Genomic DNA, 23,445 nt, shown 5'->3' with positions numbered 1-23,445 from the left:
GGAATCGCCTCCTCTATGTATAGTTTACGACAAATCTTACAAGCTTGTCCATATGTCCCAGCATCGTAAAGGGACTTACGATATGCTCCCATTCCTGCATATGCTTCTCAAGATCGATCGAATTCTCAATGGCGATCAGGCAGCCAAGCCCAAGCTTCCCACTATTACGAATAAACAGAAGCGTGTCGGAATCGGTATGGTCAAAATGGCTTTTCACCTGCTCCCATGTTGGATAGGTAAGCTCAGTTTCAAGAAATTTGTCAATCGCCTTATAGTCCATCCGATCTTGATCCGGCGTACAGGCTCGTCCCCACCGCCAGCTTGTCAGCTTATGTCTGCCCCGATTATTAATGACGAGCACCGCTCGCACTCCTGACCGTTGCACCTGGAAGAGATGACAGACATCCTCAATCAGGGCATCAAACAAGAGGTTGATTTTCTCAGCCTTCAGTTGATTAGTCGCTTCTCGGCTGTTCACGGTTTCCTTCACATCAGCGATCAGTCTCTCGTAATTATTACGTGATCGATATGGCGGCACTGCAGTCTCTCCAGATTTACGTCTGGAAGCAAGAAATCCAGCAATTACTGCAATTGGTGAAGCGTATACAATAAATAATAGAATAAATTTCAGACGGCCCTCAAGGGTGCTATCTGCCTTCCATTCGGCTAGATGTTTAAGCGGGATTGATAACATGTCATTAAGAGCAAAGAGCTCTTCGAGAATGGCGGGAAGCATAATACTAACGATGACCCAAAAGATGATCTGCCCCGGGACTGTTCGGAAGACGGCTTGTACGAATTTTTTCAAGGTTTCCCCTCCCATCCTCATTCAGTATACTAGATGGAAAGATTTTCTACCAACAACAAAAAGCCCCTTTTAATAGGGGCTAAAGATGTATTATTGTTGTTTGCCGAGTAATCGAACCGTACCATGTGAGGCAGGTGGAATCGGTTTATTTGTCTTAATCTCTGCTTCGACCAGTTCCCGGCCGCATATTGTACGGATCGTTTTCTGCGATGCAATGCGGAGCTGGAGCTTTGCCGATTTTTTACTGCTACCGAACATCTAGGATCCCTCCATTACCCATCATGGTCACATGCTTACAAATATATAACGAAGGAATCCAAATTATGAAACAGTTGCTTATATATTTCCTCATAAAAAAAGAGCAGCGATACCATCATCACTGCCCTAGCACTTCTATTTATTTGCGAAAAGATAAGCCCTTGTCTGCCAATGCTTGGCGAAGCAGAACAATGGCTGTTGGCCCTACGCCATGCAGCTCCAGCACTTCTTTTTCGGTCAGTTCAGCAAACTGCTCAATCTTTACGTAGCCCGCTCCAGTAAATGCCCGCATAGCAGGCTTGCTTAGTTTGCTTGGAAGGTTGCTTGTTTGTTCCATGGTTATTTCGCTCCATTCAACAGGTTATAACGCTGCTTCAGCACTGCTTTCTTGCTTCACCGGTTTCTTCCTGGGACCCGAGAAGTTAAGAAGCAGGAAGCCTGCTACGAAGATTAGTGTACCAACAATGATATAGCTTGTAATCGGATCACGGAAGAAAATATACGCCCATAGGATGGAGAATAATACCGAGCTGTTGCCCACAATGGCCACGACCGCAAACGGTACTCGCCTCATCGCTTCCGCGAACCAGAAGAAGCTAAGTCCTGTAATAATCCCCAAGAGGATTAGCGCCCCCCATGCTCCAAATGTTATTGGTCCCGTAAATCCATGAATCTGAAATGGCACAGGTATAGATACCATCAAGGTCGCCAATAAGAAGACCGAGAAGTTCATGTTACCATTGTCCATCGTCTTCACCAGCATTCGTTGACTTAAAACGTGAATAGCCGCCCCGATCCCTGCCAAGGTGAAGAGTAACGTTGTTAATCCACTACTGCCGAGCAGTTCATCCAGCGGAACGCCGTTCCATCCAACAACAATAACACCGATAACGCATAGAGCAGCCGACAGCCATCCAGCCTTTGTCACTTTTTCTTTGAAGATAATGCTGCCAGAAATCAGCAGCACGACGGTCTGCACCGGTTGTACAAGAATATTGCCGTAGGAATACCCAATCATGAGGGCGATATTCTCGAATACATAATTGGCTGATTTGCCGGCCGCACCAAACCATAGCCATTTCATACGGGCACGGAATTGAATCCGGCCATCCTTCATAAGCAGATAGATTGCCAGCACCACAACGCCAAAGAAAAACCGGCATAACGTGATGATCGAACTGTCTACCATCGTTGATGCTGTCTTAACCAAGACCCCAACAAAGCTCCATGCTAATGTTGCCAGGAATAAATACACATAACTCACAAGCAGCTGCACCTTCTTATGTCCATAAGTTTGTTCAATTATGTAAGCTAATAAAGTATACTCCTCCACTGGGAATTGCGTCTATACAAAAAAACTGGCTGCACCGATCAAATACGGTACAGCCAGATTCTCTTTATTTCAACTGGTATGCTTTAATAAAAGCCTTTGTGAATGATCTTAGTTCCTTATCTGATGCATCGCTGCTGTTTACCATGTAATTATAGCGGTCACTTTCTGCATTTCTCTGTGCTGACCAAAAGTATTGCTTTATTTTCGAATCCTTCCTTAAGTTCCTGTATATCTCTTGCCCTTCTATACGAATAATATTGGAGGATGACGGATTGTCAACAAGTATCGATCCTAAATTCATATTGTTGTTGTCAATCCATGTTTGATAGGTTGCCTTCGTATCTGAATACTCATAGACTACTCCAGATATATGGACAGGTGTATGAATCTTTTGATAAGCGTAAGGATATCCGGTTGCTTCATCCTTATCGTAGATCCATTCCTCTTTGTTTGGTAAATAGGAATCGTATAGCGTTTGTAATTTTATATTTGTTAAAACAGCTTTCCCAATGGATTGGATTGGCGGCGCGATGTTATTTACTTCTTTCATAAAAGCAGATGAGATCTCTCTCACTGAGTTGTAGATAAATGGCTTTGACGTCGATGAAGTATATATGGGCAGCCCTGTGCGCTCAACTGTCCCTGCATCTTCCCCGAATGCAATGACTGCAGATTCTCCCGGTTTGAGTAAATTTATAATTCCCTCCGAAAGCTTCATTTGAGTTACAGATTCCTCATCTACTGGACCCTGCAAGTTCGATTCCACCGTCAGCGTAACCTTACCGTTCTTATCTTTAAGAGTGACCCACCCTGATGATACCGCTGCATACATGAAACCACTTAATACAACGAAGCTTATTGCGATAATAGCAACTAATAAAGTTACTCGATTAGGCTTATACTTTCGATGTGTGGACAGCGCAGCAGGCTCAGATACATGATGAGCAGTAATTTTCTGCATGATTCGCTCAGAGAAATCAATCTCCACAGGGTGACAGACAGCGGCGTGAATTTGTTCGAAAGAATCAGCTCTCCGTACAAATCGCTTGGTTTTCATCTAGCAGCTCCTTCCTATTCCAATCTGAGGATCGTACGATTTTCTTACGCAGGCGCTCGAATTGTTTGCGCAATGTCGCCTCTTTATCCCCTGTAATTTCCGAGATTTCCGCAAAGCTTCGTTCCTCAATGACTTTCAAAATCACTAATTGACGATCATGGACGGACAGACTCTCCAGTAATTCCTCAACTAGATTAGCCGCATGACTGGCAGGCTCATGAACCTGCAGGCGCACAATAATGTTATACAGCTGCAGCCGCTTCTTACGTTGCTTAATCAGATTCAGGCAATGATTATGAGCGATCCGATATAGCCAGGCAGAAAACGATATGATTGGTTTATAAGTGGCTATAGAGGTGTAGGCTTTTAGAAAAACCTCTTGTACCGCATCCTCTGCTTCTGACGGATTCCCCAGCATATGGAAACAATACAGATGTATTCTCCTCTGAAAATGCAGCACAATCGCCCGATATTGCTCCGACTCCCCTTTCTGCACTTCCTCAACCCATTCTTCGATTCTCTCGGCAAACTCCCGTTGAATAGATTCCATAAACTCTCCTTTCTTCTCTCTTTAATTACCTGTATAACAACGGCAAAGTCCGTAATGTGACATCCCCTTTAAATATAACTCATAAATTTTACCATATTTAGAGATTTCGATATGTGCAAAATTCAAAAGGGCCCTTATCGCAATGCGATAAGGGCCCTTTTGAACGAACATTTCACTACCTATTTACCAAGCTGCTCACGCCAGAAATACTTCGGCTGCCAGCCCAGCAGTTTCTTTGCTTTATCACTATTAAGAAGTGATTCGTACCCTTCCAGTGGTGCGCGGAAATCGGTCACTTCCGGGTAACGAGCTGCCATCAGCTCACGGCTCGTCATATCCATACTCGATTCATCGTTAGCAAGGTTGATAGCTACTGAGCCAAGCCCTTCAGCTTTGATGGCAAGCTCACAGGCTTCAGCAACATCACGTGTATCGATATAGCTCCACAAGATGCGCTCCCGCTCCTCTGGTTTATGAATAAACGAAGGGAAGCGCTCATACCATTCCGGTGGAATGACATTGCCGAGCCTCAGCGATACGACCTGCATGCCAGTACGGCGGTGGAACATGTCAGCCGTTGCTTCATTAACGATTTTGGATAAGCCGTAGCTATCCTGTGGCAGCTGTGGATGAGCTTCATCCATCGGTACATATTGCGGGCCAAACGGATGCTCTGCGAAGCAGATCCCGTAGGAAGATTCGCTGGAAGCGATAACGACCTTTTGAATACCCAGACCAGCCGCTGCCTCAAGCACATTATAAGTCGCCATGACATTGTTGCGGAAAGTAACCTCTGGCGGTACCATTCCTGCTCTTGGAATCGCAGCCATATGCACCACCGCATCGGCCCCTGCAAGTGCACCGTAGGTCTGACCCAAGTCCTCGAGATTAACAATGAGCGTATTGCAGATCGCTTCTTCCGGATGTCGGGTATCTACGTTTAATACTTCATATCCCTGTTCAACAAAATGCTTGACGATCCAGCGCCCAAGCATCCCGCTGCCACCGGTTACTACAACTTTAGCCATTCCTTCTAGCTCCTTCAGATCAATTCCTGATTTATTTCAGAATTGTTTCGATTTGGGTAAGTACGTCTTCACTAAGCATAATGCCGGACGCTTTCGCATTCTCGGTCACTTGCTCCGGACGACTTGCGCCAACAAGTGCGCTCGCAACGTTCGGTTGGCGGAGAATCCAAGCAAGCGCCAAGTTGCCGACACTGATCTCAAGCTCAGATGCAATCGCTTCAAGCTGGCGTACTTTGTTGATTTTCTCCTCTGTGATGCCCTTGCCCATCCAATCGATTTTGGAAGCACGGCTGTCAGCCGGGAAGTCTGTTGTAGAGGTATATTTACCTGTCAAGAGACCTTGTGCAAGTGGTGAGAATACGACTTGACCGATACCGGAACGCTCGCTGAGCGGGATGATCTCCTTCTCAATATAACGCTCAAACATATTATAGATCGGTTGGTTAACAACAATACGGTCAAGTAGATAACGATCTGCCACACCAAGTGCTTCCGCGATTTGCGAAGCCTGCCATTCACTTACACCCACATACAGCACTTTGCCTGAACGAACGAGATCGTCCAATGCGCGCAGCGTTTCATGCAGCGGTGTCTCTGGATCATGACGATGACAGTAGAAAATATCGATATAATCATGACCAAGACGCTTAAGGCTTGCATTCGCCTGCTCGATCACATGCTTACGGGACAAGCCGCGGTCATTTGGACCTTCACCCATCGGCCAGAATACTTTTGTTGCAAGCACATACGATTCACGAGGATAAGCTTTGAGCGCTTCACCGACTAATACCTCTGCACCGCCACGCTCGTACACATTTGCTGTATCAAAAAAGTTAATTCCAAGATCATAAGCTGTGCGAATCGCGTTAACCGCATTCTCACGTTCCACATAACCACCATATGTAAGCCAGCTGCCTAAGCTGATTTCACTCACTTTCAGACCTGTACCGCCAAGTTTCCGATATTTCATTGTATTGTTCCTCCATTCAACTGTAAGTTATGAAGCCAACCTCATTCTAAAGGACTTCTAGAAGGATGAAAAGAACTGAAATGTTTTTCATTAGATGTGTTTGAGGTTACCTACTATACTTGGATATACCTAATTATTAATCCAGCAGCAACAAAAAAACGGCCGCCAAATTGGCGACCGTCATCTCTTATTACCTATTCAAATTCAACGTTATGATACACCTGTTGAACGTCTTCCAAATCTTCAAGAGCATCAATCAGCTTCTCGAAGGAAGCTACCGCGTCTTCCGGAAGTGTTACGAAGTTTTGTGCTAGCATTGTTACTTCGGCAACAACAAATTCCGTAATACCAGCGGTCTTGAATGCTTCTTGTACGGCGTTAAATTGATCAGGTGCTGCGTAGACCATGATGGTCTCGTCTTCTTCTACGATATCGCGGACATCAACATCAGCTTCCAACATCAATTCCAGTACATCATCCAAAGACTTGCCTTCCACACCGATAACAGCCGTTTGATCGAACATATAAGATACCGATCCGCTGACACCCATGTTACCGCCAGCTTTGTTAAAAGCGGAACGTACTTCAGGAGCTGTACGGTTTACGTTGTTTGTCAGAGCGTCGACAATAATCATCGAACCAGCTGGACCAAAACCTTCATAACGAAGCTCGAAATATTGCTCATCCGAGCCGCCTTTTGCTTTCTCAATAGCGCGGTCAATAATCGCTTTCGGAACGTTATACGTCTTCGCGCGTTCAAGGACGAACTTCAGAGCGCCATTGGACTCCGGATTTGGCTCGCCTTTCTTCGCTGCTACATAAATTTCAAGACCAAATTTCGCATAAATACGGCTAGTATTCGCATCTTTCGAAGCTTTTTTCTCTTTGATATTATTCCACTTACGACCCATGCTGCACCACTTTCTTCAATTTTCTATAAGCCTATTATAACGGCTTTTGGTTGTATTGGACAACTCCTAATCCAACTGTGGTGTTTGATCTGCTCTCTCTTATTTTCTTACCTGGAGCTTTTGCAGCCGCAAGGCGTTCAAGACGACGGAAACCGAGCTGAGTGCCATCGCTGCCCCTGCTACCCATGGAGCCAGCAGTCCAATTGCTGCAATTGGGATACCAAGCGTGTTATAACCCAGCGCCCAGAAAAGATTTTGCTTAATATTCCGCATCGTCATTCGGCTTATATAGATTGCATCTGGAATACTCTCCAGATCTCCCCGCATTAATGTCACATCCGCTGCTTCCATCGCCACATCCGTACCTGTCCCTATCGCGATGCCGATATGAGCGGTTGCGAGTGCCGGCGCATCATTAATGCCGTCTCCAACCATGGCTACAATATGTCCTTGCTGCTGCAGCCTTTTCACTTCTGTTGCCTTGCCTTCCGGCAATACTTCTGCTAGCACTTGATCTATTCCAGCCTGCTTCGCGATAGCTTGAGCAGTCCGCTTATTGTCACCAGTCACCATAATGACCTGAAGCCCAAGCTCCTTCAATCGTTTTACCGCAGATACAGAGCTGTCTTTGATTGTGTCGGCAGCCGCGAGAATTCCTCCATATTGGCCATTGATCGCAACAAGCATCGCTGTTTTTCCTGCTTCCTCAAGCTCAGCCATATTGGTGTAAGCTTGATTGGCGAGAATACCGCTCTCTTCCAGCAGTCGGCGGGTACCAATCAACAAGGAGTTCCCTTCCACGACAGCTCGAATGCCATAGCCCGGCAGCGCTTCGAACGAATCCACTGACGTAAGCGTGATACCCCTCTCCCGTATCCCATCTGTAATGGCTACCGCTAATGGATGCTCCGACATTTGCTCAGCACTGCCTACGAGATGAAGGAACTGCTCTTCTTCCCAGCCTTCTACAACAATATCGGTCAGGGAAGGTTTACCGTTCGTCACCGTTCCTGTCTTATCCAAGAGGATCACATTCACCTTATGCGTCTGCTCGAGATGTTCTCCGCCTTTGAACAATATACCTAACTCAGCTGCACGGCCTGATCCCGCCATAATCGAGGTAGGAGTTGCCAAACCAAGCGCACATGGGCAGGCAATCACCAAGATAGCTATAGCTGTCTCAAGTGCGGACGTCACATCACCAGGCTCGATGAAGATCAGCCAAACCAGGAAAGCAACAACCGCTATACCTGTCACAATAGGGACAAAGATTCCTGAGATCACATCTGCGACCCGCTGAATTTGAGCTTTGGAGCCTTGCGCTTCCTCCACGACCCGAATGATCTGAGCAAGAGCCGTCTCTGCTCCAACCTTTGTCGCTTGGACCTTCAACACGCCATTACCGTTAATCGTTGCTCCGATCACCGGTTCACCAGCTTTCTTCTCAACCGGCAGGCTTTCTCCCGTCAGCATCGCTTCGTCTACTGCTGAGAAGCCTTCTACCACGACCCCATCAACCGGAATCTTCTCACCGGGACGAACAATAACGATATCCCCTTTTAACACTTGTTCTACGGGAATGCTGATTTCTTGACCTTCCCTTATGACGGTTGCCGTCTTAGCACGAAGCCCCATAAGTGACTTGATCGCTTCGGAAGTACGTCCTTTCGCCAATGTCTCGAAAAGCTTCCCAAGCAGTACAAGCGTTATCAGGATGGCGCTGGTCTCGAAATACAGCTCTGGCGCATGATGCATGGATGCACCGTCTGCTGCCCATTTGATTGTTGCATACACACTGTAGAAGTAGGCGGCCGACGTGCCTAACGCAATAAGGACATCCATGTTAGCTCCACCGTTCCGCAGTGCCTTATAGGCACTGACATAGAACGAACCGCCAATGTACAGTTGTACCGGGGTTGCTAGGATTAGCTGAAACCAAGGGTTCATGAACAGCTCAGGAACATACATCCACGAGGTAAAGGAGAAGTGCCCCACCATACTCCAGATTAGCGGCAGAGACAACAACGCAGAAAAGATTAACTTGCGAATTTGAGCGGTACGATCTGGCTGTCGCTCGTCTGCATTTCGTTCAACCCGTTCAACTGCAGCATAACCAAGCTGTTCGACTTTCCGCTCTATATCTTCAATCGTAATTTCACCTGGTGCGTATTCGACTCTAGCGGTTTCCATCGCGAAGTTGACCGTAGCAGAGGTAATGCCGGGCAATCTATTAAGCCCTTTCTCAATACGGTTCGCACAGGCAGCACAGGTCATACCGGTTATATCTAAAGTAGTCTGATCACTCGATTGTACGGGAGGCATACTCTCACATCCATTTCTAAATCATCTGATTGGCTTTAGTATACCCCCCACCCGTATATACGTCAATCATTAAAAATACCTATAGGGGGTATATCCGTATGCTCCCAAGTCCAAAAAAAAACCTGCCTGACAACAGCTGTCAGGCAGGTTCAGTTCTATCTATTATGCACAAATGGCTTAGAATACTTTCGTCGTCCACGTCTCACAATTCCACGTATCAGTAACGACTTGCTTGTAGAATTCCGGTTCGTGGGAGATGAGCAGAATGCTTCCTTTGTAAGCTTTCAGTGCACGTGCCAGTTCTTCTTTCGCATCAACGTCCAAATGGTTCGTAGGCTCGTCAAGCACAAGAAGGTTTGTCTCACGGTTGATCAGCTTACAGAGACGAACTTTCGCCTTCTCGCCGCCGCTCAGTACCGCGATTTTGCTCTCAATATGCTTCGTTGTAAGGCCGCATTTCGCCAGTGCTGCACGTACTTCGAATTGGGAATATGACGGGAACTCATTCCAAATTTCATCGATACATGTATTGTTATTCGCTTCTTTCATTTCCTGTTGGAAATAACCGATGCTGAGGATATCGCCCAGCTGGACCGAACCTTCAAGTGCTGGAATCTCACCTAGGATACTGCGAAGAAGCGTTGTTTTACCAATACCGTTTGCACCAACCAGGGCAATCTTCTGACCACGCTCCATACGGAGATTAAGTGGTCTCGAGAGCGGCGAATCATAACCGATAACAAGATCCTTCGTCTCAAAAATCAGCTTGCTGGAAGCTCTAGCGTCAATAAAGTTGAACTGCGGCTTCGGTTTTTCCTTCGCCAGCTCAATAACTTCCATCTTATCGAGCTTCTTCTGTCTGGACATCGCCATATTACGTGTCGCAACGCTTGCTTTATTACGTTGAACGAAATCCTTCAGCTCGGAAATTTCCTGCTGCTGGCGTTTGAACGCGGATTCCAGCTGCTGCTTCTTCATTTCGTGAACTTCAAGGAAATGATCGTAGTCGCCTACATAACGAGTCAGCTCTTGGTTTTCCATATGGTAGATCAAGTTGATTACACTGTTAAGGAACGGAATATCATGGGAGATTAGAATAAAGGCATTCTCATACTCCTGCAGATAACGCTTCAGCCATTCGATATGCTGCTCATCGAGATAGTTGGTAGGCTCGTCAAGGAGCAGAATGTCTGGCTTCTCAAGGAGAAGCTTCGCAAGCAATACCTTCGTACGCTGACCGCCGCTCAGATCATGAACATCCTTGTCCAGACCAACATCAGTCAGACCAAGGCCACGTGCCGTTTCGTCGATTTTCGCATCGATCAAATAGAAATCCTGATTCGTCAGCGTATCTTGAATCGTGCCAACATCCTCAAGCAGCTTCTCCAGCTCTTCAGGTGATACGTCGCCCATACGGCCGTACATATCGTTCATCTCTTGTTCCATGTCAAACAAATATTGGAAAGCGCCTTTAAGAACATCGCGCATTGTCAGCCCTTTGCTGAGTACCGCATGCTGGTCGAGGTAACCAACGCGCATCCGTTTGGACCACTCCACCTTGCCGTCATCCGGCTGGAGCTTGCCTGTAATAATGTTCATGAAGGTTGATTTGCCTTCGCCGTTCGCGCCGATCAGGCCGATATGCTCCCCTTTGAGCAGTCGGAAAGATACATCGTTAAAAATCGCGCGGTCGCCAAAGCCATGGCTTAATCGTTCTACGTTTAATATACTCATGAATGCACCTTTTCTTTTTAAACTTTTTTCTCGTTATATTATAAGCGGTATGGTGCCCATAACTCAATGAAGGATGTCAAGAAAACATGAAAAAAGACGACCTTTTGAAGGTCGCCTCGTTATATGACGAATAGATCGACAAATTGCTGCACTGCAATACCCTCTAGCCCCTCCTGATCTTGGCAAAGACTTGCTATCTGATCCACCTGCTTCGCTGGAAACCGCGTCCGCAAATTGGCATCAAATTTCTCCACTAGCAGCGGAATACCTTCCTCTCTTCGCCTCCGGTGGCCGATCGGGTATTCTACTGCGATTTGGTCTGTCGATGAGCCATCAGTGAAAAAAACTTGAATCGCATTTGCAATGGATCGTTTATCCGCGGCGAGGTATTCCGCCGTATATCTTGGCTCCTCTTTCGTGTGCATTTTACCGCGCAGCTCATCAATCCGAGGGTCCTTGGCAGCTGAATCTTCATAATGATCTGCTGTCAGTCCGCCATGCAAAAGGCCGACAGCAACCATATATTGCAGACAGTGATCACGGTCAGCAGGATTATGAAGTGGCCCGCGCTTATCGATAATACGCAGAGCAGATTCATGTGTAGTGAGGTCGATCCAGGCAATCTCACTCAAGCGGTCCCTCACAAGTGGATGCAGATGGATCGCCGCTTCAACGGCCGTCTGCCCATGAAATTCAGCTGGATAGGATATTTTGAACAAAATATTTTCCATCACATAGGATTCGAACGAGCGTGACTTGAGCAGTGGTTTCCCCTTAAATAAGACATCCTGGAAGCCCCATGTTGGAGCTGACAACACAGAAGGATAACCCATCTCTCCCCGCAAAGCCATAAAAGCAAGCCACACCGCTCGGCTGGTCGCATCGCCCGCCGCCCATGATTTTCTTGTCCCTGTATTAGGAGCATGGCGATAAGTACGTAAAGCATGACCGTCCAGCCAAGCATGAGATACGGCATTGATGATCTCTTCTTTACTGCCGCCAAGAAGCTGCGTAACTACGGCTGTTGAAGCGATTTTAACGAGCAGAACATGATCTAGCCCCACCCGGTTAAAGCTGTTCTCAAGCGCCAGTATACCCTGAATTTCATGGGCCTTGATCATGGCCGTTAGTACATCTCGCATCGTTAACGGAGGAGCACCTTCCGATATGTTTTTGCGGCTTACATAATCAGCAGCGGCGAGAATCCCTCCGAGGTTATCTGACGGATGTCCCCACTCCGCAGCAAGCCAGGTATCATTATAATCAAGCCAGCGGATCAGACTGCCGATCTGGAAAGCAGCCGTTACTGGATCCGTCTGAATGGATGTACCCGGCACTCTCGAACCATTTGGCACTACGGTGCCGGGTATTAGAGGGCTAAGCAGCTTGATGCACTCCGGATAACGTAGTGCCAGCAGTCCGCAGCCTAATGTATCCATTAGGCACAATCTCGCGGTGTTATAAGCCTCGGTGCTTGTGATTTCTTTATCCAGTACATACTCTGCGATCTCGACCAATAATGGATCGGGATCAGGACGATTATTGTCGATCGCTCCAGACATACTTGCTTTATTCCCCCTTCACGGGTTATTACCTTTCTAACGCTGCCCGATCGGCAGCCACACTTGTGGATCAGGACCAATATAATCGGCACTTGGCCGGATAATCCGATTGCCTGCCCGCTGCTCCAAAATATGAGCAGACCATCCTGTAATTCGGGACAGGACAAACACGGGAGTAAATAACGAAGTAGGAATTCCTAGATGATGGTAAGCCGATGCACTGTAGAAATCGAGATTCGGAAACAGCTTCTTTTCCCGGCGCATCACCTGTTCTATTCGTTCTGAAATATCGTACAGCTTCCGGTCTCCTGCTTGCTCCGACAACGTGAGCGACCAGGTCTTAATCACATCAGACCGCGGATCAGAGATGCTGTATACACGGTGGCCAAAGCCCATGATGAGCTGTTTCTTCTGTAGTGCCTCTAATAATCCTTGCTCAGCATCATCCGGATCTGAATAACGCTCAATCAACTCCATTGCCGCTTCATTGGCACCGCCATGCAGTGGGCCCCGCAGCGTGCCAACGCCGGTTGTAATGGCTGAATAATAATCGGACAACGTCGAGGCCGTTACCCGCGCAGCAAAAGTAGAAGCATTAAATTCATGCTCCGCATACAAAATGAGCGAGACATCCAGCGCCTTCACATGCTGCTCCTCTTCAGGCTCCCGATTATGCAGCAGCTGAAGGAAATGGGCAGCAATACCACCATTGCCAAGCTCAGTATCTATTCGTTTGCCATTTAGCTGATAGTGGTACCAATACAACAGGATCGATGAGGTGCAGCCAATTAATCGATTAGTGATATCGAGGGCAGAACGCCCCTCCTCTTCAGGTTCAAAGGATGCCAGTGCGGAATAAGCCGTCCTTAGAACATCCATCGGATGTGTATGACCCGGCAATAACTCGAGTACGGCATATATGGCTGGAGGGAGAAGGCGATGGGAGGCCAACTCCTTCGTATAAGCATTCAACTCTTCTGCAGAAGGTAATCTTCCGTATAAGAGCAAGTAGGCGGTTTCCTCAAAGGTGGCATTTTGCGCTAAATCGTAGATGGAGTAACCGCGGTAGGATAATCCTTTTCCTTCCTTGCCGACGGTTGAGATACCAGTCTGTCCGGCGATCACTTCCGCAAGTCCCCCTTGCTTTGCTGCCGACATTTACCCCTCCCCCTTCTCCTCCTTCTTCACCGTTCCAAACAGCTCATCAAGCTTGTTCTCATAGTCATAATAGTGGAGAAAATCATACAGTTCTGCCCGAGTCTGCATCAGATCCACAACCTGCTGCTGGGTTCCTTCCTCACGAATTGTACGGTAGACTCGCAGCGCCGCCGCATTCATCGCCCGAAACGCTGATAATGGATAAAGCGCAAGACCAACACCAGCTTCGCGTAATTGTTCAATTGTAAAAAGCGGCGTTTGGCCAAACTCCGTGATATTCGCGAGAATAGGCACCTGTGCCGCTTCAGCAAACTGCTTATATTGCGCCAAGCTGCCGACAGCCTCAGGAAAAATCATATCGGCTCCAGCTTCCACATACTTTCGCACGCGCAGAGCCGCTGCTTCCATCCCCTCTGCGGCAAGCGCATCCGTACGAGCCATAATAACAAAGCTGCTGTCTGTCTTCGCATCAACTGCAGCTTTAATCCGATCAACCATCTCGTTGGTACTCACCATTGCTTTATTCGGTCGATGTCCACATCGTTTCTCTGACACCTGATCCTCGATATGGACGGCTGCCACACCTGCTCTTTGCATTTCTTTAATCGTACGAGAGATCTGGAAAGCTCCGCCGAAGCCCGTATCAATATCTACAAGCAATGGCAGCTCTGTAACACTTGTAATACGGCGGATGTCTTCAAGTACATCCTGTAAGGTGGTGATGCCAAGATCGGGCAGGCCAAATGAAGCATTCGCTACTCCGGCGCCAGATAAATACAGCGCACGAAAGCCGACCTGCTCCGCCATCATTGCCGCATAAGCATTAATTGCTCCTGCAACCTGCAGCGGCTGCTCGGCCGCTACTGCTTCCCGAAGCTTGAGTCCGGGACTACTCGCCATAACAATCACCCTCTTTATCTCATCAGCCTGCTGCTAATGACAATGCGATGAATTTCATTCGTGCCTTCATAGATTTGTGTAACCTTCGCATCCCGGAACAAACGCTCCGCAGGATGCAGCTTGGATATTCCTTCCGCACCTAACAAACGTACAGCAGCCCCAGATGCGGCAACTGCAGTATCCGATGCGAACATTTTGGCCATAGAGGCCTCCTTCGTGCATGGCCTGCCTTCCTGACGCATAGAAGCCGCCCGATAAACGAGCAGTCTTGCGGCCTCCGTTCTTGCCATAAGCTCGGCAAGCTCTGCATAACGGCTGGATATTTGTTTACCTGATCGCTGCTGGATAACAGGCAGTAACTGCTCCTGAAGGAGCTGAACTGCCGCTTGCGCGATCCCTAGTGCTTGAGCAGCGATTCCAATCCTGCCGCCATCCAATGATCCTTTGGCAATTGCGAAGCCTTCCCCTTCACGCCCCAGCCGATAGGCAATTGGAATCCGCAGCTGTTCGAAATGAAGCTCGCAAGTATTTGAGCCATGCAGACCCATTTTCCGCTCCGGCTTTCCGATCTGTAAGCCTTCCGTGTCACCTGGCACTATAAAAGCCGAAATTCCACCTGCTCCCTTGGCACTGTCTGTCACCGCAAATACGAGATAAACCCCTGCCGCACCCGCATTTGTAATAAACAGCTTTGATCCGTTTAGCTCATAATGATCGCCTTTTCGTTCAGCGGACGTGCGAATCGCAGCAGCATCTGACCCGGCATGCGGCTCGGTTAGAGCAAACGCACCGATACATTCGCCAGTCGCAAGCTTTTGAACGAAAAGCTGCCGTTGTTCCTCCGAGCCGTAATACAGAATAGGAAACGTACAGACTGATGTATGCACCGATAAAATAACGCCAACCGCCGCACTAATCTTGGATACTTCATTAATCGCAATCATGTAGGATATAAAGTCAGCGCCTGCTCCGCCCCACTGCTTTGGAATCGGAATACCTAGCCAATGTTTCTCCGCCATTTGTTGAATGATCGCAATAGGGAATCGTTCCTCCGCCTCCATTACGGGAACCATTGAAGCAATCTCTGTAGTCGCAAATTGCCGAATCTCCTTCTGTAATTCTGTCTGCTCTTGTGTAAACCGGAGTTCCACGGTTCATCGCTCCTTTCAGGTGCGACTTTATTCGTAGTTGTAAAACCCTCTCCCGGTTTTCTTCCCTAACCACCCAGCTGATACATAATTTCTCAACAATGGACATGGCCGGTACTTTGAATCCCCAAATCCGTCATGTAAGGTTTCCATAATCGAAAGGCAGGTATCTAAGCCAATAAAATCCGCCAAGGTAAGCGGCCCCATCGGATGATTCATGCCAAGCTTCATAATCTGATCAATAGCTTCTGGTGATGCAACCCCTTCATAGACCGCATAGATTGCTTCGTTAATCATCGGCATGAGAATCCGGTTGGAGATGAAGCCCGGATAGTCTTCAACTTTTACGGCTGTCTTTCCAAGCGACTCCGCCAATTCCACGATCGTCAGCAATGTATCTTCGGTCGTTGCCAAACCTCGTATCACTTCCACAAGCGGCATAATCGGAACTGGATTCATAAAATGCATACCGATCACCTGCTCTGGACGTTTGGTCACTGCTGCAATTGCTGTGATCGATAAGGAGGAAGTATTAGTCGCCAGCAGTGTATTTGGCGGACAAATGTTGTCCAGCTCACGGAATAACTTTTGCTTGAGCTCCAATTGCTCCGGCACGGCTTCAATGACAAGATCAGATTCCCGGCAAGCTTCAAGCGTGTTAACTGGTGTAAGCTTACTTCGGGCAGCATCCCGCTGTTCTTCCGTCAGTCGTCCTTTATTCACCAAACGTTGCAGAGAGGTTTCGATTGCAGCTATTCCACGCTGCACAGCAGCTTCGGTAATATCATAGAGCGCCGTGTTATACCCGTGCTGCGCAAAGGTCTGAGCAATACCACTTCCCATCTGACCGGCTCCCAGTACGGTAACCTGCTGAATACGCTTCGACAGCTCCATAACGCCTCACCTCGGTCTTATTCATCCCTCGACTTTCAGTAGGATTGCATCACCTTGTGCTCCACCGCTGCATATGCCAGCGATGCCAAGTCCTCCACCCCGCTGCTTCAATTCATGAATGAGGGTTAAGACGATGCGGGCGCCACTTGCTCCAATTGGATGGCCTAACGCTATGGCACCACCATTCACATTCACCTTCTCTGGATCCCATCCAAGCATTTGACCACTAATCAGCAAGACAGAAGCAAAAGCTTCATTCACTTCGAATAGATCGATCTGTTCGAGATTTACGCCGGTTTGCTGCAGCAGTTTACGGATCGCTAATGCCGGAACAGTTGCAAGATATGCGGCTTCAGCACCTGCTGAGGCATGGCCGAGTATGGTCGCAAGTGGCTTTAACCCTTGCTTTGCAGCTTCCTCTGCGCTCATAACCGTAACAGCTGCCGCACCGTCATTTACGCCTGGAGCATTGCCGGCAGTAATTGTTCCGTTACGATCAAAGGCCGGCCTCAATTTAGCTAGTTTAGCAGCATCCGTATCCGGGCGAGGACATTCGTCAACTGCGAGCAGCGTGCCGTCCTCTGCGGTAACAGGTACAATCTCTTCAGCAAAACGACCACTTCTGATTGCAGCAACCGCACGAACGTGGCTCCGAAGTGCCCATTCATCCTGTTCAACCCGCCCGATACCGAATTCATCCGCCACACGGTTGCCAAGAGACCCCATGGGGACTTGATGAAAGGCACAAAATAACCCGTCATTGTTCATCAGATCAAGCATCACGGTATTCCCCATTCTTGCTCCCCATCTAGCTGAAGGAACTCCATAAGGAACACGGCTCATATTCTCCATCCCGCCTGCTACAAGAGTCTTCGCATCACCTGATCGGATGATCTGATCAGCCATTGTAATGGCTCTTAAGCCCGATGCACATACCTTATTAATGGTCTCGGATGGTACTTCCCAGCTTAGTCCAGCTAGCCTAGCTGCTTGCCGTGAAGGGATTTGTCCGGCTCCTGCCTGCAGAACCATTCCCATAACGACGCCATCCACTTGATCGGCGCCAATGCCAGACCTTTGTAAAGCTCCTTTAATCGCTGTCGCTCCAAGCTGAGCGGCAGACACGGATTTAAACTGGCCGCCATATTTACCAAAAGCCGTTCTAGCACCTGCAACAATGACTGACTGACGAGTCGACATACCGTCAGTTCCTCCTATTCCGTCTCTAAGCTTGAAAGAATAGCAGCGTATTCCAGTTCATCATCGCTGCTTGCTTCGAGACACTTGGCATCTCGCAAATAACGTTCAACATGATACTCCTTCATGTATCCATAGCCGCCAAAAATTTGAACCGCTTCAATGGCTGTGGCAACCGCCTGCTTCAAAGCGAACCTTTTGGCCATCATTGCTTTCCCACTGCTCGAGAGTCCTTTATCCATGGACCACGCCGCATCATAGACAAGCCATCTTGATGCCTCAACATTAGCCGCCATATCTGCTAACTTGAAAGCCACACCTTGTTGACGTCCAATCGGCCTGCCAAATTGTGTTCGTTCCTTTGCATAAGCGATAGATCTGTCTAATGCCCCTTGAGCAATCCCCGTCGCTTGCGCAGCCAAGCCTATACTCTGCATATCATTAATGGCATTAACTATAAGGCTTCCGTTCGCTCTAATAGACAGAGCTTCCGACTCTTTATTAACTGCATTAATGAATTGAGAATGACAGGACTGAAAACACAATTCAGCTGTGGGAACACTGCGAAGACCAAGCTTATTCATCTTTGTGCCTACGGAAAGACCAGTGATTTCTTTGGGAACAACACTTAGTGATACCCGTCCGTTTGCCTGTTTCACAAGAATAAGGTAGTCATCTGCAGCTCCTGCCTGATCAACCGATGAAATCTTGCCGTTCAGAATATAAGAACCATGAATCACTCTTTTGCGCCTCAAATCTTGCCCTGTGAAAGTAAAGGCACCTAGTCTGGCACCTGTAGTTAACGACATTAATTCTTCTTCTAACATGCTGCCATATTGGCCGATTGTCCAAGTCGCTGTCGTATGTGCTCTAAGAATGGAGGCAGCTGAAGCACATACCCGTGAAATTTCCTCCAGTACGATCGTATAAGCCAGCAGGTCACTTCCAGCCCCTCCCCACTGCTCGGATATCGGGATTCCCGTGAGTCCCATAGCTGCCATACTATCGAATAAGCTCCGATCAAATTGCTCCTGCTCATCCCGCTCTAGAGCACCACCCGCAAGCTCACCATCTGCGTAATCTCGTACTGCTGCTCGGGTTAAATCATATTCCTCATCGAGCTGAAACCGCATCTCCCCCTCCCCCTTTCTTCAAAAGGACAAACTGTTCGACGAATTCCGAGCTTACTTCAAATATATGTTGGAGCATTCCTCTAACATGCCGCAGACAATAAAAAACCGTAGCTTATAGGCTACGGTGTATAGATGTGAGGTTATTCGCTTATCTGACCATGCTTGTTAGGCTACGGTTGGTTCACTCCCGTATAAATATGAATCGCATCGCGCAGAAAAGCGGCAGTGCCTGGCTGATCAACGTCATAGTATGCAGTGAAGCGTTCATCGTCCACGTACATTTGGGCAAGCCCGGCATGGGCTTCCTTCGAATACTCTTTCCAATAAAACATCAGCCAGCGTTTGTGCAGATCGGCAGCTTTTTGCGCGATGTCACTTGCAGGATCTCCTGTCTCAAATGCTTCAGCAAGTGTCGATTGAACCTCATTCGCCAGCTGTGTAACTTCATCGTACTGTTCCTGCGTCATACTACTCAGCTTGGCATTAGACGCATTCACCGTATCATCGCCATATTTCTCTCGAATTTCTTTGCCATACTTCTTCTCATTCTCATCAATCAGCTTCTGCTTAAAGCCTTCAAACTTTTGCTTATCCGTCATTGTTATTTTCCCCTCCGCATGTTCAATGGATTGGTCGACATTCTGAATGAGAGCATCCAGCTGTCGTCTACGGTCGAGAAGCTGCTCGCGGTGTTCCTTCAACGCCTTAGCTTTATCAAAGGTTGGATCATCCAGAATCTGCTTAATCGCATCAAGCCCTAATCCAAGCTCACGGAAAAATAAAATTTGCTGCAGCAAATCCACCTCCGCCAGGCCATAGATACGATACCCCGACGAGTTTACTCTTGCTGGCTTCAATAAGCCTAGCTCATCGTAATACCGCAGCGTTCTAGTACTTACACCTGCTAGCTGCCCTAGCTTCTGAACGGTATATTCCATCTGCTCACCTCCCGACAACCTTACTTTACACCTTGACGTTACGTGAAGGTCAACACCCATTTCTATAGGATTTCTTAGGAACATTATACAATGCATGAAAGGGTTCCCGTACGCTCAACCTAGTAAGGTTGGAGGTGAGCAATCATGACTGGACGCAACAATAAGCCCGATAATGATGGACCAGCAGCTAGCCCATCACGCCTCGATCAATTTGGCGATAAGCTGGCCGATAACTCAGGAAACGTACCAAAGAAACCGAAAAAGAACAACAACTGCTAAAACAACGGGCTGCCCCGCTAGGGCAGCCCACCTTCAAGCTATGACTTCATCGCAGCTGTTTCAACCGCCGCATCGTCCATATATAATTCCTTCACAGACCTTTTCCTTATAAACTCTGCTCGATTACTCCAGCCTCTGGATCGAAGGTGAGCATCTTCGTCCCGATCTTATCGATAAAGAATCGATCATGACTGACCGTAATTACCGCACCCGGGAAATGAATTAACGCTTGTTCCATCACCTGAATACTCGTCAAATCCAGATGATTGGTTGGTTCATCTAATATAATGACAGCAGCACCAGAGAGAAGACATTTGGCCAGTGCCACACGAGCCTTCTGTCCACCAGACAGATTGCCAATAAATTTGCTTAAATCCATCTCCGAGAATTGAAGCATGGACAGGAATTTATTTACCTTTTTCCGAGGTGCATCAAGTCCTAGTCCATACGTGTTCACCGCGTGGCTAACCGTATCCTTCGGATCAAGCTCTTCCCACATCCGATTGAAATAAGCGTAGCTGACGCCTCTCTCCCAGACAACTTCACCCGACTCCGGCTTTTCCTGTCCTGTCAGTACTTTAATCATTGTCGATTTCCCGCTGCCATTAGGACCAACGATGACGAGACGGTCTTCCTTCTGAATATCGAAGCTGACATGCTGGAAAATCTGTCTGCCATCATAGGTCTGACTAATATGCTTCACTTCACATAATTTATCTGGAAAACGCAGCTTCTCGTAAATATCGGTGATGAGCACATTAACAGGATGCGGCTCGATCCGCTTCTTGTTGTCGGCCAGTTGACGAGAAAGCCGGTCTTTTGATTTTAATTTGCTGCTGCGGCTGTCGATGGCTTCAGACTCCATTAAGAGAAGCTCCTCTTCCCACTCAAACTGGCGGTCCAGCTCCTTCTTGCGCATTTTTTTCTTACGGATATAATCGGTATAATTGCCGTCGTACTCCTGGAAATGATAATTCTCAATCTCAATTGTTTTCGTAACCACTTTGTCGATAAACTCCCGATCATGGGATACCAGAATCATCGCGCCTTTGAACCGGTACAGCCATTGCTCCAGCCACGCAATACCTTCCATATCCAAATAGTTCGTAGGCTCGTCGAGCAGAACAACATCCGGCAATTGAATAAGCATTTTGGCCAGCGCCGCGCGGTTTCTCCAGCCTCCAGACAACTCATCTACCGGCTGATTCCGCGAATTATCATTAAAGCCCAGCTTCGTAAGAACGGTGTTAATTTCCACAGATACATTCCAGCCGTCCAAATGATCCATTTGCTCAAACAGCTCTGCCTGCCTCGTCAGCAGCTTGTCCATCTCGCTGTCATCCGTGACCGTCCCCAGCTTCTCTGCCACCTCTTGAAGCTCACGTTCAATAAGGGCTACTTGCTCAAAGCACATCTCCAGCTCCTGCTGGACGGATAAGCTGCCGCTGAGCTCCGAGAACTGCGAGAAGTATCCAATCTTCACCTGAGGATCAATTTCTACTTTCCCGGATGTCGGCTCTTCTTTCCCCATAATAAGTCTGAATACCGTCGACTTACCGGCTCCATTCCGTCCGATCAGGCCAACTCGTTCCCCTTGACTTAAGCGAAAATAAATATCGCGGAAGATCATCGCATCTTCATATTTTTTCGTTACATTTTCCAGCCTAATTACGCTCATCGCTATCATCCTTCCGTTCGTCTAACGATTATAACACTATCAGAAGGATTCCGAGTATAATGGACAAGTATATGTAGAATGTTCGGTGGCAATCTGTATGTATAGATAAAACGAAAATCGTGTAGAAGAGGTTGAAAATGACAGCATTTAAAGAATTAAGCAAGGAAATTACAATGGCATTAACTAGCTTGGGCTTTGACACCCCAACAGAAGTACAGTCGAAGGTCATTCCGATTGCACTTGAGAAAAAAGATCTGGTCGTCAAATCACAAACCGGCAGCGGTAAAACTGCCGCCTACGGCATTCCTCTCTGTGAACTTGTGGAATGGAACGAGAATAAGCCGCAGGCTTTAATCTTGACACCAACTCGTGAGCTTGCCGTTCAGGTTACGGAAGATATCACGAATATTGGACGGTTCAAACGAATTAAAGCAACAGCCCTATACGGGAAATCCCCTTTTCATATGCAAAAAGCTGAACTAAAGCAAAGAACACATATGGTTGTTGGTACGCCAGGACGTGTTCTCGATCATATTGAGCGCGGCACACTTGCATTGGAACGTCTTGCTTATCTCGTGATTGATGAAGCTGATGAAATGCTGAATATGGGATTCATCGAGCAGGTTCAAGCGATCATTCAAGCCCTGCCAAGTGACGGGGTCACGATGTTATTTTCCGCTACCTTCCCTGAGGATGTAGCCAAGCTGTCACGTCGTTATATGGACAACCCTGCGCAGATCGAGATCCAAGCAAGCGGGTTAACGACAGCAACGATTGAACATTCCCTTATTGAAGTGAGAGAAGCGGACAAGCTGGCCTTGCTGCAAGATGTTCTTATTGTGGAGAATCCGGACAGCTGTATTATTTTCTGCCGGACACAAGAGAATGTCGATAAGCTGTTCCGGGCGATGGCTGAGCTCGACTATCCTTGCGACCGTATCCATGGCGGCTTGGAGCAGGAAGAGCGCTTCGAAGTAATGAATGCGTTCAGAAGAGGTCAATTCCGTTACCTTATTGCAACGGATGTTGCGGCCAGAGGTATCGACATTTCGAACATTACCCATGTTATCAACTATGATATCCCGCTTGAGAAGGAAAGTTATGTCCATCGTACAGGCCGTACAGGTCGTGCTGGTAAAAACGGAACGGCAATTACCTTCCTCGCACCTAACGACGGCAGACGTCTAGCCGACATTGAAGACTATATTGGATTTGCGATTCCGAGAGTGAAAGCTCCTTCCGAAGAAGCGGTCGACCGCCGCCGGGAAGATTTTGAACGCAAAATTAATGTTGGAGTTGAGCTAAAAAAAGATCGGCGCGAGCAGCTGAACAAGCAGATTATGAAGCTGAACTTTAATGGCGGGAAGAAAAAGAAATTCAGAGCTGTAGATTTCGTGGGGACCATCGCTAAGCTTGAAGGGGTAACCGCTGACGATATTGGGATCATCACCATTCTCGACCATGTGACCGATGTTGAGATTCTGAACGGCAAAGGATCGCTTGTTCTGGAGCTTATGAAGAATACAACGGTTAAAGGCAAGCAATTAAAGGTACGCAGAGGAAATAAATAATAAAAAGCCGCTTAGG

Annotated in this window: 22 protein-coding genes; 2 read left to right on the top strand and 20 right to left on the bottom strand. The window is 47.6% G+C overall.

Annotated features, from left to right (window positions below):
- Positions 1-13: 13 nt before the first annotated feature.
- From FHS17_RS03070 to FHS17_RS02980, 19 genes are all read right to left on the bottom strand, one after another.
- Complete coding sequence (locus FHS17_RS03070; RefSeq protein ID WP_167274268.1) at positions 14-808, bottom strand: hypothetical protein; 795 nt, start codon at positions 806-808, stop codon at positions 14-16.
- 90 nt (positions 809-898) lie between these two features.
- The gene (locus FHS17_RS03065; RefSeq protein WP_167274264.1) at positions 899-1,066 is read right to left on the bottom strand and encodes a hypothetical protein; all 168 of its coding nucleotides are present in this window, start codon (positions 1,064-1,066) and stop codon (positions 899-901) included.
- Between the two features lie 139 nt (positions 1,067-1,205).
- Positions 1,206-1,403, bottom strand: a complete 198-nt coding sequence (locus FHS17_RS03060) for a helix-hairpin-helix domain-containing protein (protein WP_167274260.1) — start codon at positions 1,401-1,403, stop codon at positions 1,206-1,208.
- Between the two features lie 24 nt (positions 1,404-1,427).
- Positions 1,428-2,330 carry an EamA family transporter gene (locus FHS17_RS03055; protein WP_167274256.1) on the bottom strand — a complete coding sequence of 301 codons (903 nt, stop codon included), beginning with the start codon at positions 2,328-2,330 and terminating at the stop codon, positions 1,428-1,430.
- A 133-nt stretch (positions 2,331-2,463) separates the two neighbouring features.
- Positions 2,464-3,456: a hypothetical protein gene (locus FHS17_RS03050; protein WP_167274252.1), complete on the bottom strand. Its 993-nt coding sequence runs from the start codon at positions 3,454-3,456 to the stop codon at positions 2,464-2,466.
- Positions 3,425-4,006: an RNA polymerase sigma factor gene (locus FHS17_RS03045; protein WP_167274249.1), complete on the bottom strand. Its 582-nt coding sequence runs from the start codon at positions 4,004-4,006 to the stop codon at positions 3,425-3,427. The genes FHS17_RS03050 and FHS17_RS03045 overlap by 32 nt, the downstream gene beginning before the upstream one ends.
- A 179-nt stretch (positions 4,007-4,185) precedes the next feature.
- The gene (locus FHS17_RS03040; RefSeq protein ID WP_167274246.1) at positions 4,186-5,034 is read right to left on the bottom strand and encodes an NAD-dependent epimerase/dehydratase family protein; all 849 of its coding nucleotides are present in this window, start codon (positions 5,032-5,034) and stop codon (positions 4,186-4,188) included.
- Positions 5,035-5,065: 31 nt separating this feature from the next.
- Positions 5,066-6,004: an aldo/keto reductase family protein gene (locus FHS17_RS03035; RefSeq protein WP_167274243.1), complete on the bottom strand. Its 939-nt coding sequence runs from the start codon at positions 6,002-6,004 to the stop codon at positions 5,066-5,068.
- A 194-nt stretch (positions 6,005-6,198) separates the two neighbouring features.
- Positions 6,199-6,915 (bottom strand): YebC/PmpR family DNA-binding transcriptional regulator, encoded by a 717-nt coding sequence (locus tag FHS17_RS03030; RefSeq protein ID WP_167274239.1) that lies wholly within the window; start codon positions 6,913-6,915, stop codon positions 6,199-6,201.
- A 99-nt stretch (positions 6,916-7,014) separates the two neighbouring features.
- On the bottom strand, positions 7,015-9,237 hold the full coding sequence (locus tag FHS17_RS03025) for a heavy metal translocating P-type ATPase (RefSeq protein WP_167274236.1): 2,223 nt from the start codon (positions 9,235-9,237) through the stop codon (positions 7,015-7,017).
- Between the two features lie 177 nt (positions 9,238-9,414).
- Positions 9,415-10,971 carry an ABC-F family ATP-binding cassette domain-containing protein gene (locus FHS17_RS03020; protein WP_167274231.1) on the bottom strand — a complete coding sequence of 519 codons (1,557 nt, stop codon included), beginning with the start codon at positions 10,969-10,971 and terminating at the stop codon, positions 9,415-9,417.
- A gap of 119 nt (positions 10,972-11,090) precedes the next feature.
- Positions 11,091-12,533: a bifunctional 2-methylcitrate dehydratase/aconitate hydratase gene (locus tag FHS17_RS03015; protein ID WP_167274227.1), complete on the bottom strand. Its 1,443-nt coding sequence runs from the start codon at positions 12,531-12,533 to the stop codon at positions 11,091-11,093.
- A gap of 36 nt (positions 12,534-12,569) precedes the next feature.
- Positions 12,570-13,691 (bottom strand): citrate synthase/methylcitrate synthase, encoded by a 1,122-nt coding sequence (locus FHS17_RS03010; RefSeq protein WP_167274223.1) that lies wholly within the window; start codon positions 13,689-13,691, stop codon positions 12,570-12,572.
- Positions 13,692-14,591 (bottom strand): methylisocitrate lyase, encoded by a 900-nt coding sequence (gene prpB, locus FHS17_RS03005; RefSeq protein ID WP_167274219.1) that lies wholly within the window; start codon positions 14,589-14,591, stop codon positions 13,692-13,694.
- Between the two features lie 14 nt (positions 14,592-14,605).
- Complete coding sequence (locus FHS17_RS03000) at positions 14,606-15,742, bottom strand: acyl-CoA dehydrogenase family protein (protein ID WP_167274214.1); 1,137 nt, start codon at positions 15,740-15,742, stop codon at positions 14,606-14,608.
- 27 nt (positions 15,743-15,769) lie between these two features.
- Positions 15,770-16,633 (bottom strand): 3-hydroxyacyl-CoA dehydrogenase family protein, encoded by an 864-nt coding sequence (locus tag FHS17_RS02995; protein ID WP_167274211.1) that lies wholly within the window; start codon positions 16,631-16,633, stop codon positions 15,770-15,772.
- A 21-nt stretch (positions 16,634-16,654) separates the two neighbouring features.
- Positions 16,655-17,833, bottom strand: coding sequence for an acetyl-CoA C-acetyltransferase (locus FHS17_RS02990; RefSeq protein ID WP_167274206.1), 1,179 nt, complete (start codon positions 17,831-17,833; stop codon positions 16,655-16,657).
- A gap of 14 nt (positions 17,834-17,847) precedes the next feature.
- The gene (locus FHS17_RS02985; protein WP_167274201.1) at positions 17,848-18,963 is read right to left on the bottom strand and encodes an acyl-CoA dehydrogenase family protein; all 1,116 of its coding nucleotides are present in this window, start codon (positions 18,961-18,963) and stop codon (positions 17,848-17,850) included.
- A gap of 170 nt (positions 18,964-19,133) precedes the next feature.
- Positions 19,134-19,901: a MerR family transcriptional regulator gene (locus FHS17_RS02980; RefSeq protein ID WP_167274197.1), complete on the bottom strand. Its 768-nt coding sequence runs from the start codon at positions 19,899-19,901 to the stop codon at positions 19,134-19,136.
- Positions 19,902-20,045: 144 nt separating this feature from the next.
- Here FHS17_RS02980 and FHS17_RS30795 point away from each other — a divergent pair, with 144 nt between their 5' ends.
- A complete protein-coding gene (locus FHS17_RS30795; protein WP_279590320.1) occupies positions 20,046-20,180 on the top strand; it encodes a hypothetical protein in 135 nt (44 codons plus the stop codon).
- A gap of 106 nt (positions 20,181-20,286) precedes the next feature.
- On the opposite strand, the gene FHS17_RS02975 is transcribed toward FHS17_RS30795, so the two are convergent.
- Positions 20,287-21,858: an ABC-F family ATP-binding cassette domain-containing protein gene (locus FHS17_RS02975; RefSeq protein ID WP_167274193.1), complete on the bottom strand. Its 1,572-nt coding sequence runs from the start codon at positions 21,856-21,858 to the stop codon at positions 20,287-20,289.
- Between the two features lie 137 nt (positions 21,859-21,995).
- On the opposite strand from FHS17_RS02975, the gene FHS17_RS02970 reads away from it, so the two are divergent.
- Positions 21,996-23,429: a DEAD/DEAH box helicase gene (locus FHS17_RS02970; RefSeq protein ID WP_167274188.1), complete on the top strand. Its 1,434-nt coding sequence runs from the start codon at positions 21,996-21,998 to the stop codon at positions 23,427-23,429.
- Positions 23,430-23,445: the final 16 nt, after the last annotated feature.

This window comes from Paenibacillus lupini (assembly GCF_011761355.1).
In the GTDB taxonomy this organism is placed as follows: domain Bacteria; phylum Bacillota; class Bacilli; order Paenibacillales; family Paenibacillaceae; genus Pristimantibacillus; species Pristimantibacillus lupini.
Note: the sequence above shows the minus strand (reverse complement) of the source record. Positions and strands in the feature narration are given on the sequence as shown.

What these genes read in the sequence shown, in the direction of transcription:
- FHS17_RS03020 (WP_167274231.1), bottom strand. Translation starts at nt 10,971, where the DNA reads ATGAGTATATTAAACGTAGAACGATTAAGCCATGGCTTTGGCGACCGC.
- FHS17_RS02990 (WP_167274206.1), bottom strand. Translation starts at nt 17,833, where the DNA reads ATGTCGACTCGTCAGTCAGTCATTGTTGCAGGTGCTAGAACGGCTTTT.
- FHS17_RS30795 (WP_279590320.1), top strand. Translation starts at nt 20,046, where the DNA reads ATGACTGGACGCAACAATAAGCCCGATAATGATGGACCAGCAGCTAGC.
- FHS17_RS03035 (WP_167274243.1), bottom strand. Translation starts at nt 6,004, where the DNA reads ATGAAATATCGGAAACTTGGCGGTACAGGTCTGAAAGTGAGTGAAATC.
- FHS17_RS03060 (WP_167274260.1), bottom strand. Translation starts at nt 1,403, where the DNA reads ATGGAACAAACAAGCAACCTTCCAAGCAAACTAAGCAAGCCTGCTATG.
- FHS17_RS03040 (WP_167274246.1), bottom strand. Translation starts at nt 5,034, where the DNA reads ATGGCTAAAGTTGTAGTAACCGGTGGCAGCGGGATGCTTGGGCGCTGG.
- FHS17_RS03045 (WP_167274249.1), bottom strand. Translation starts at nt 4,006, where the DNA reads ATGGAATCTATTCAACGGGAGTTTGCCGAGAGAATCGAAGAATGGGTT.
- FHS17_RS03065 (WP_167274264.1), bottom strand. Translation starts at nt 1,066, where the DNA reads ATGTTCGGTAGCAGTAAAAAATCGGCAAAGCTCCAGCTCCGCATTGCA.
- FHS17_RS02985 (WP_167274201.1), bottom strand. Translation starts at nt 18,963, where the DNA reads ATGCGGTTTCAGCTCGATGAGGAATATGATTTAACCCGAGCAGCAGTA.
- FHS17_RS02980 (WP_167274197.1), bottom strand. Translation starts at nt 19,901, where the DNA reads ATGGAATATACCGTTCAGAAGCTAGGGCAGCTAGCAGGTGTAAGTACT.
- FHS17_RS03030 (WP_167274239.1), bottom strand. Translation starts at nt 6,915, where the DNA reads ATGGGTCGTAAGTGGAATAATATCAAAGAGAAAAAAGCTTCGAAAGAT.
- FHS17_RS03050 (WP_167274252.1), bottom strand. Translation starts at nt 3,456, where the DNA reads ATGAAAACCAAGCGATTTGTACGGAGAGCTGATTCTTTCGAACAAATT.
- prpB (WP_167274219.1), bottom strand. Translation starts at nt 14,591, where the DNA reads ATGGCGAGTAGTCCCGGACTCAAGCTTCGGGAAGCAGTAGCGGCCGAG.
- FHS17_RS03025 (WP_167274236.1), bottom strand. Translation starts at nt 9,237, where the DNA reads ATGCCTCCCGTACAATCGAGTGATCAGACTACTTTAGATATAACCGGT.
- FHS17_RS02975 (WP_167274193.1), bottom strand. Translation starts at nt 21,858, where the DNA reads ATGAGCGTAATTAGGCTGGAAAATGTAACGAAAAAATATGAAGATGCG.
- FHS17_RS03015 (WP_167274227.1), bottom strand. Translation starts at nt 12,533, where the DNA reads ATGTCTGGAGCGATCGACAATAATCGTCCTGATCCCGATCCATTATTG.
- FHS17_RS02995 (WP_167274211.1), bottom strand. Translation starts at nt 16,633, where the DNA reads ATGGAGCTGTCGAAGCGTATTCAGCAGGTTACCGTACTGGGAGCCGGT.
- FHS17_RS02970 (WP_167274188.1), top strand. Translation starts at nt 21,996, where the DNA reads ATGACAGCATTTAAAGAATTAAGCAAGGAAATTACAATGGCATTAACT.
- FHS17_RS03010 (WP_167274223.1), bottom strand. Translation starts at nt 13,691, where the DNA reads ATGTCGGCAGCAAAGCAAGGGGGACTTGCGGAAGTGATCGCCGGACAG.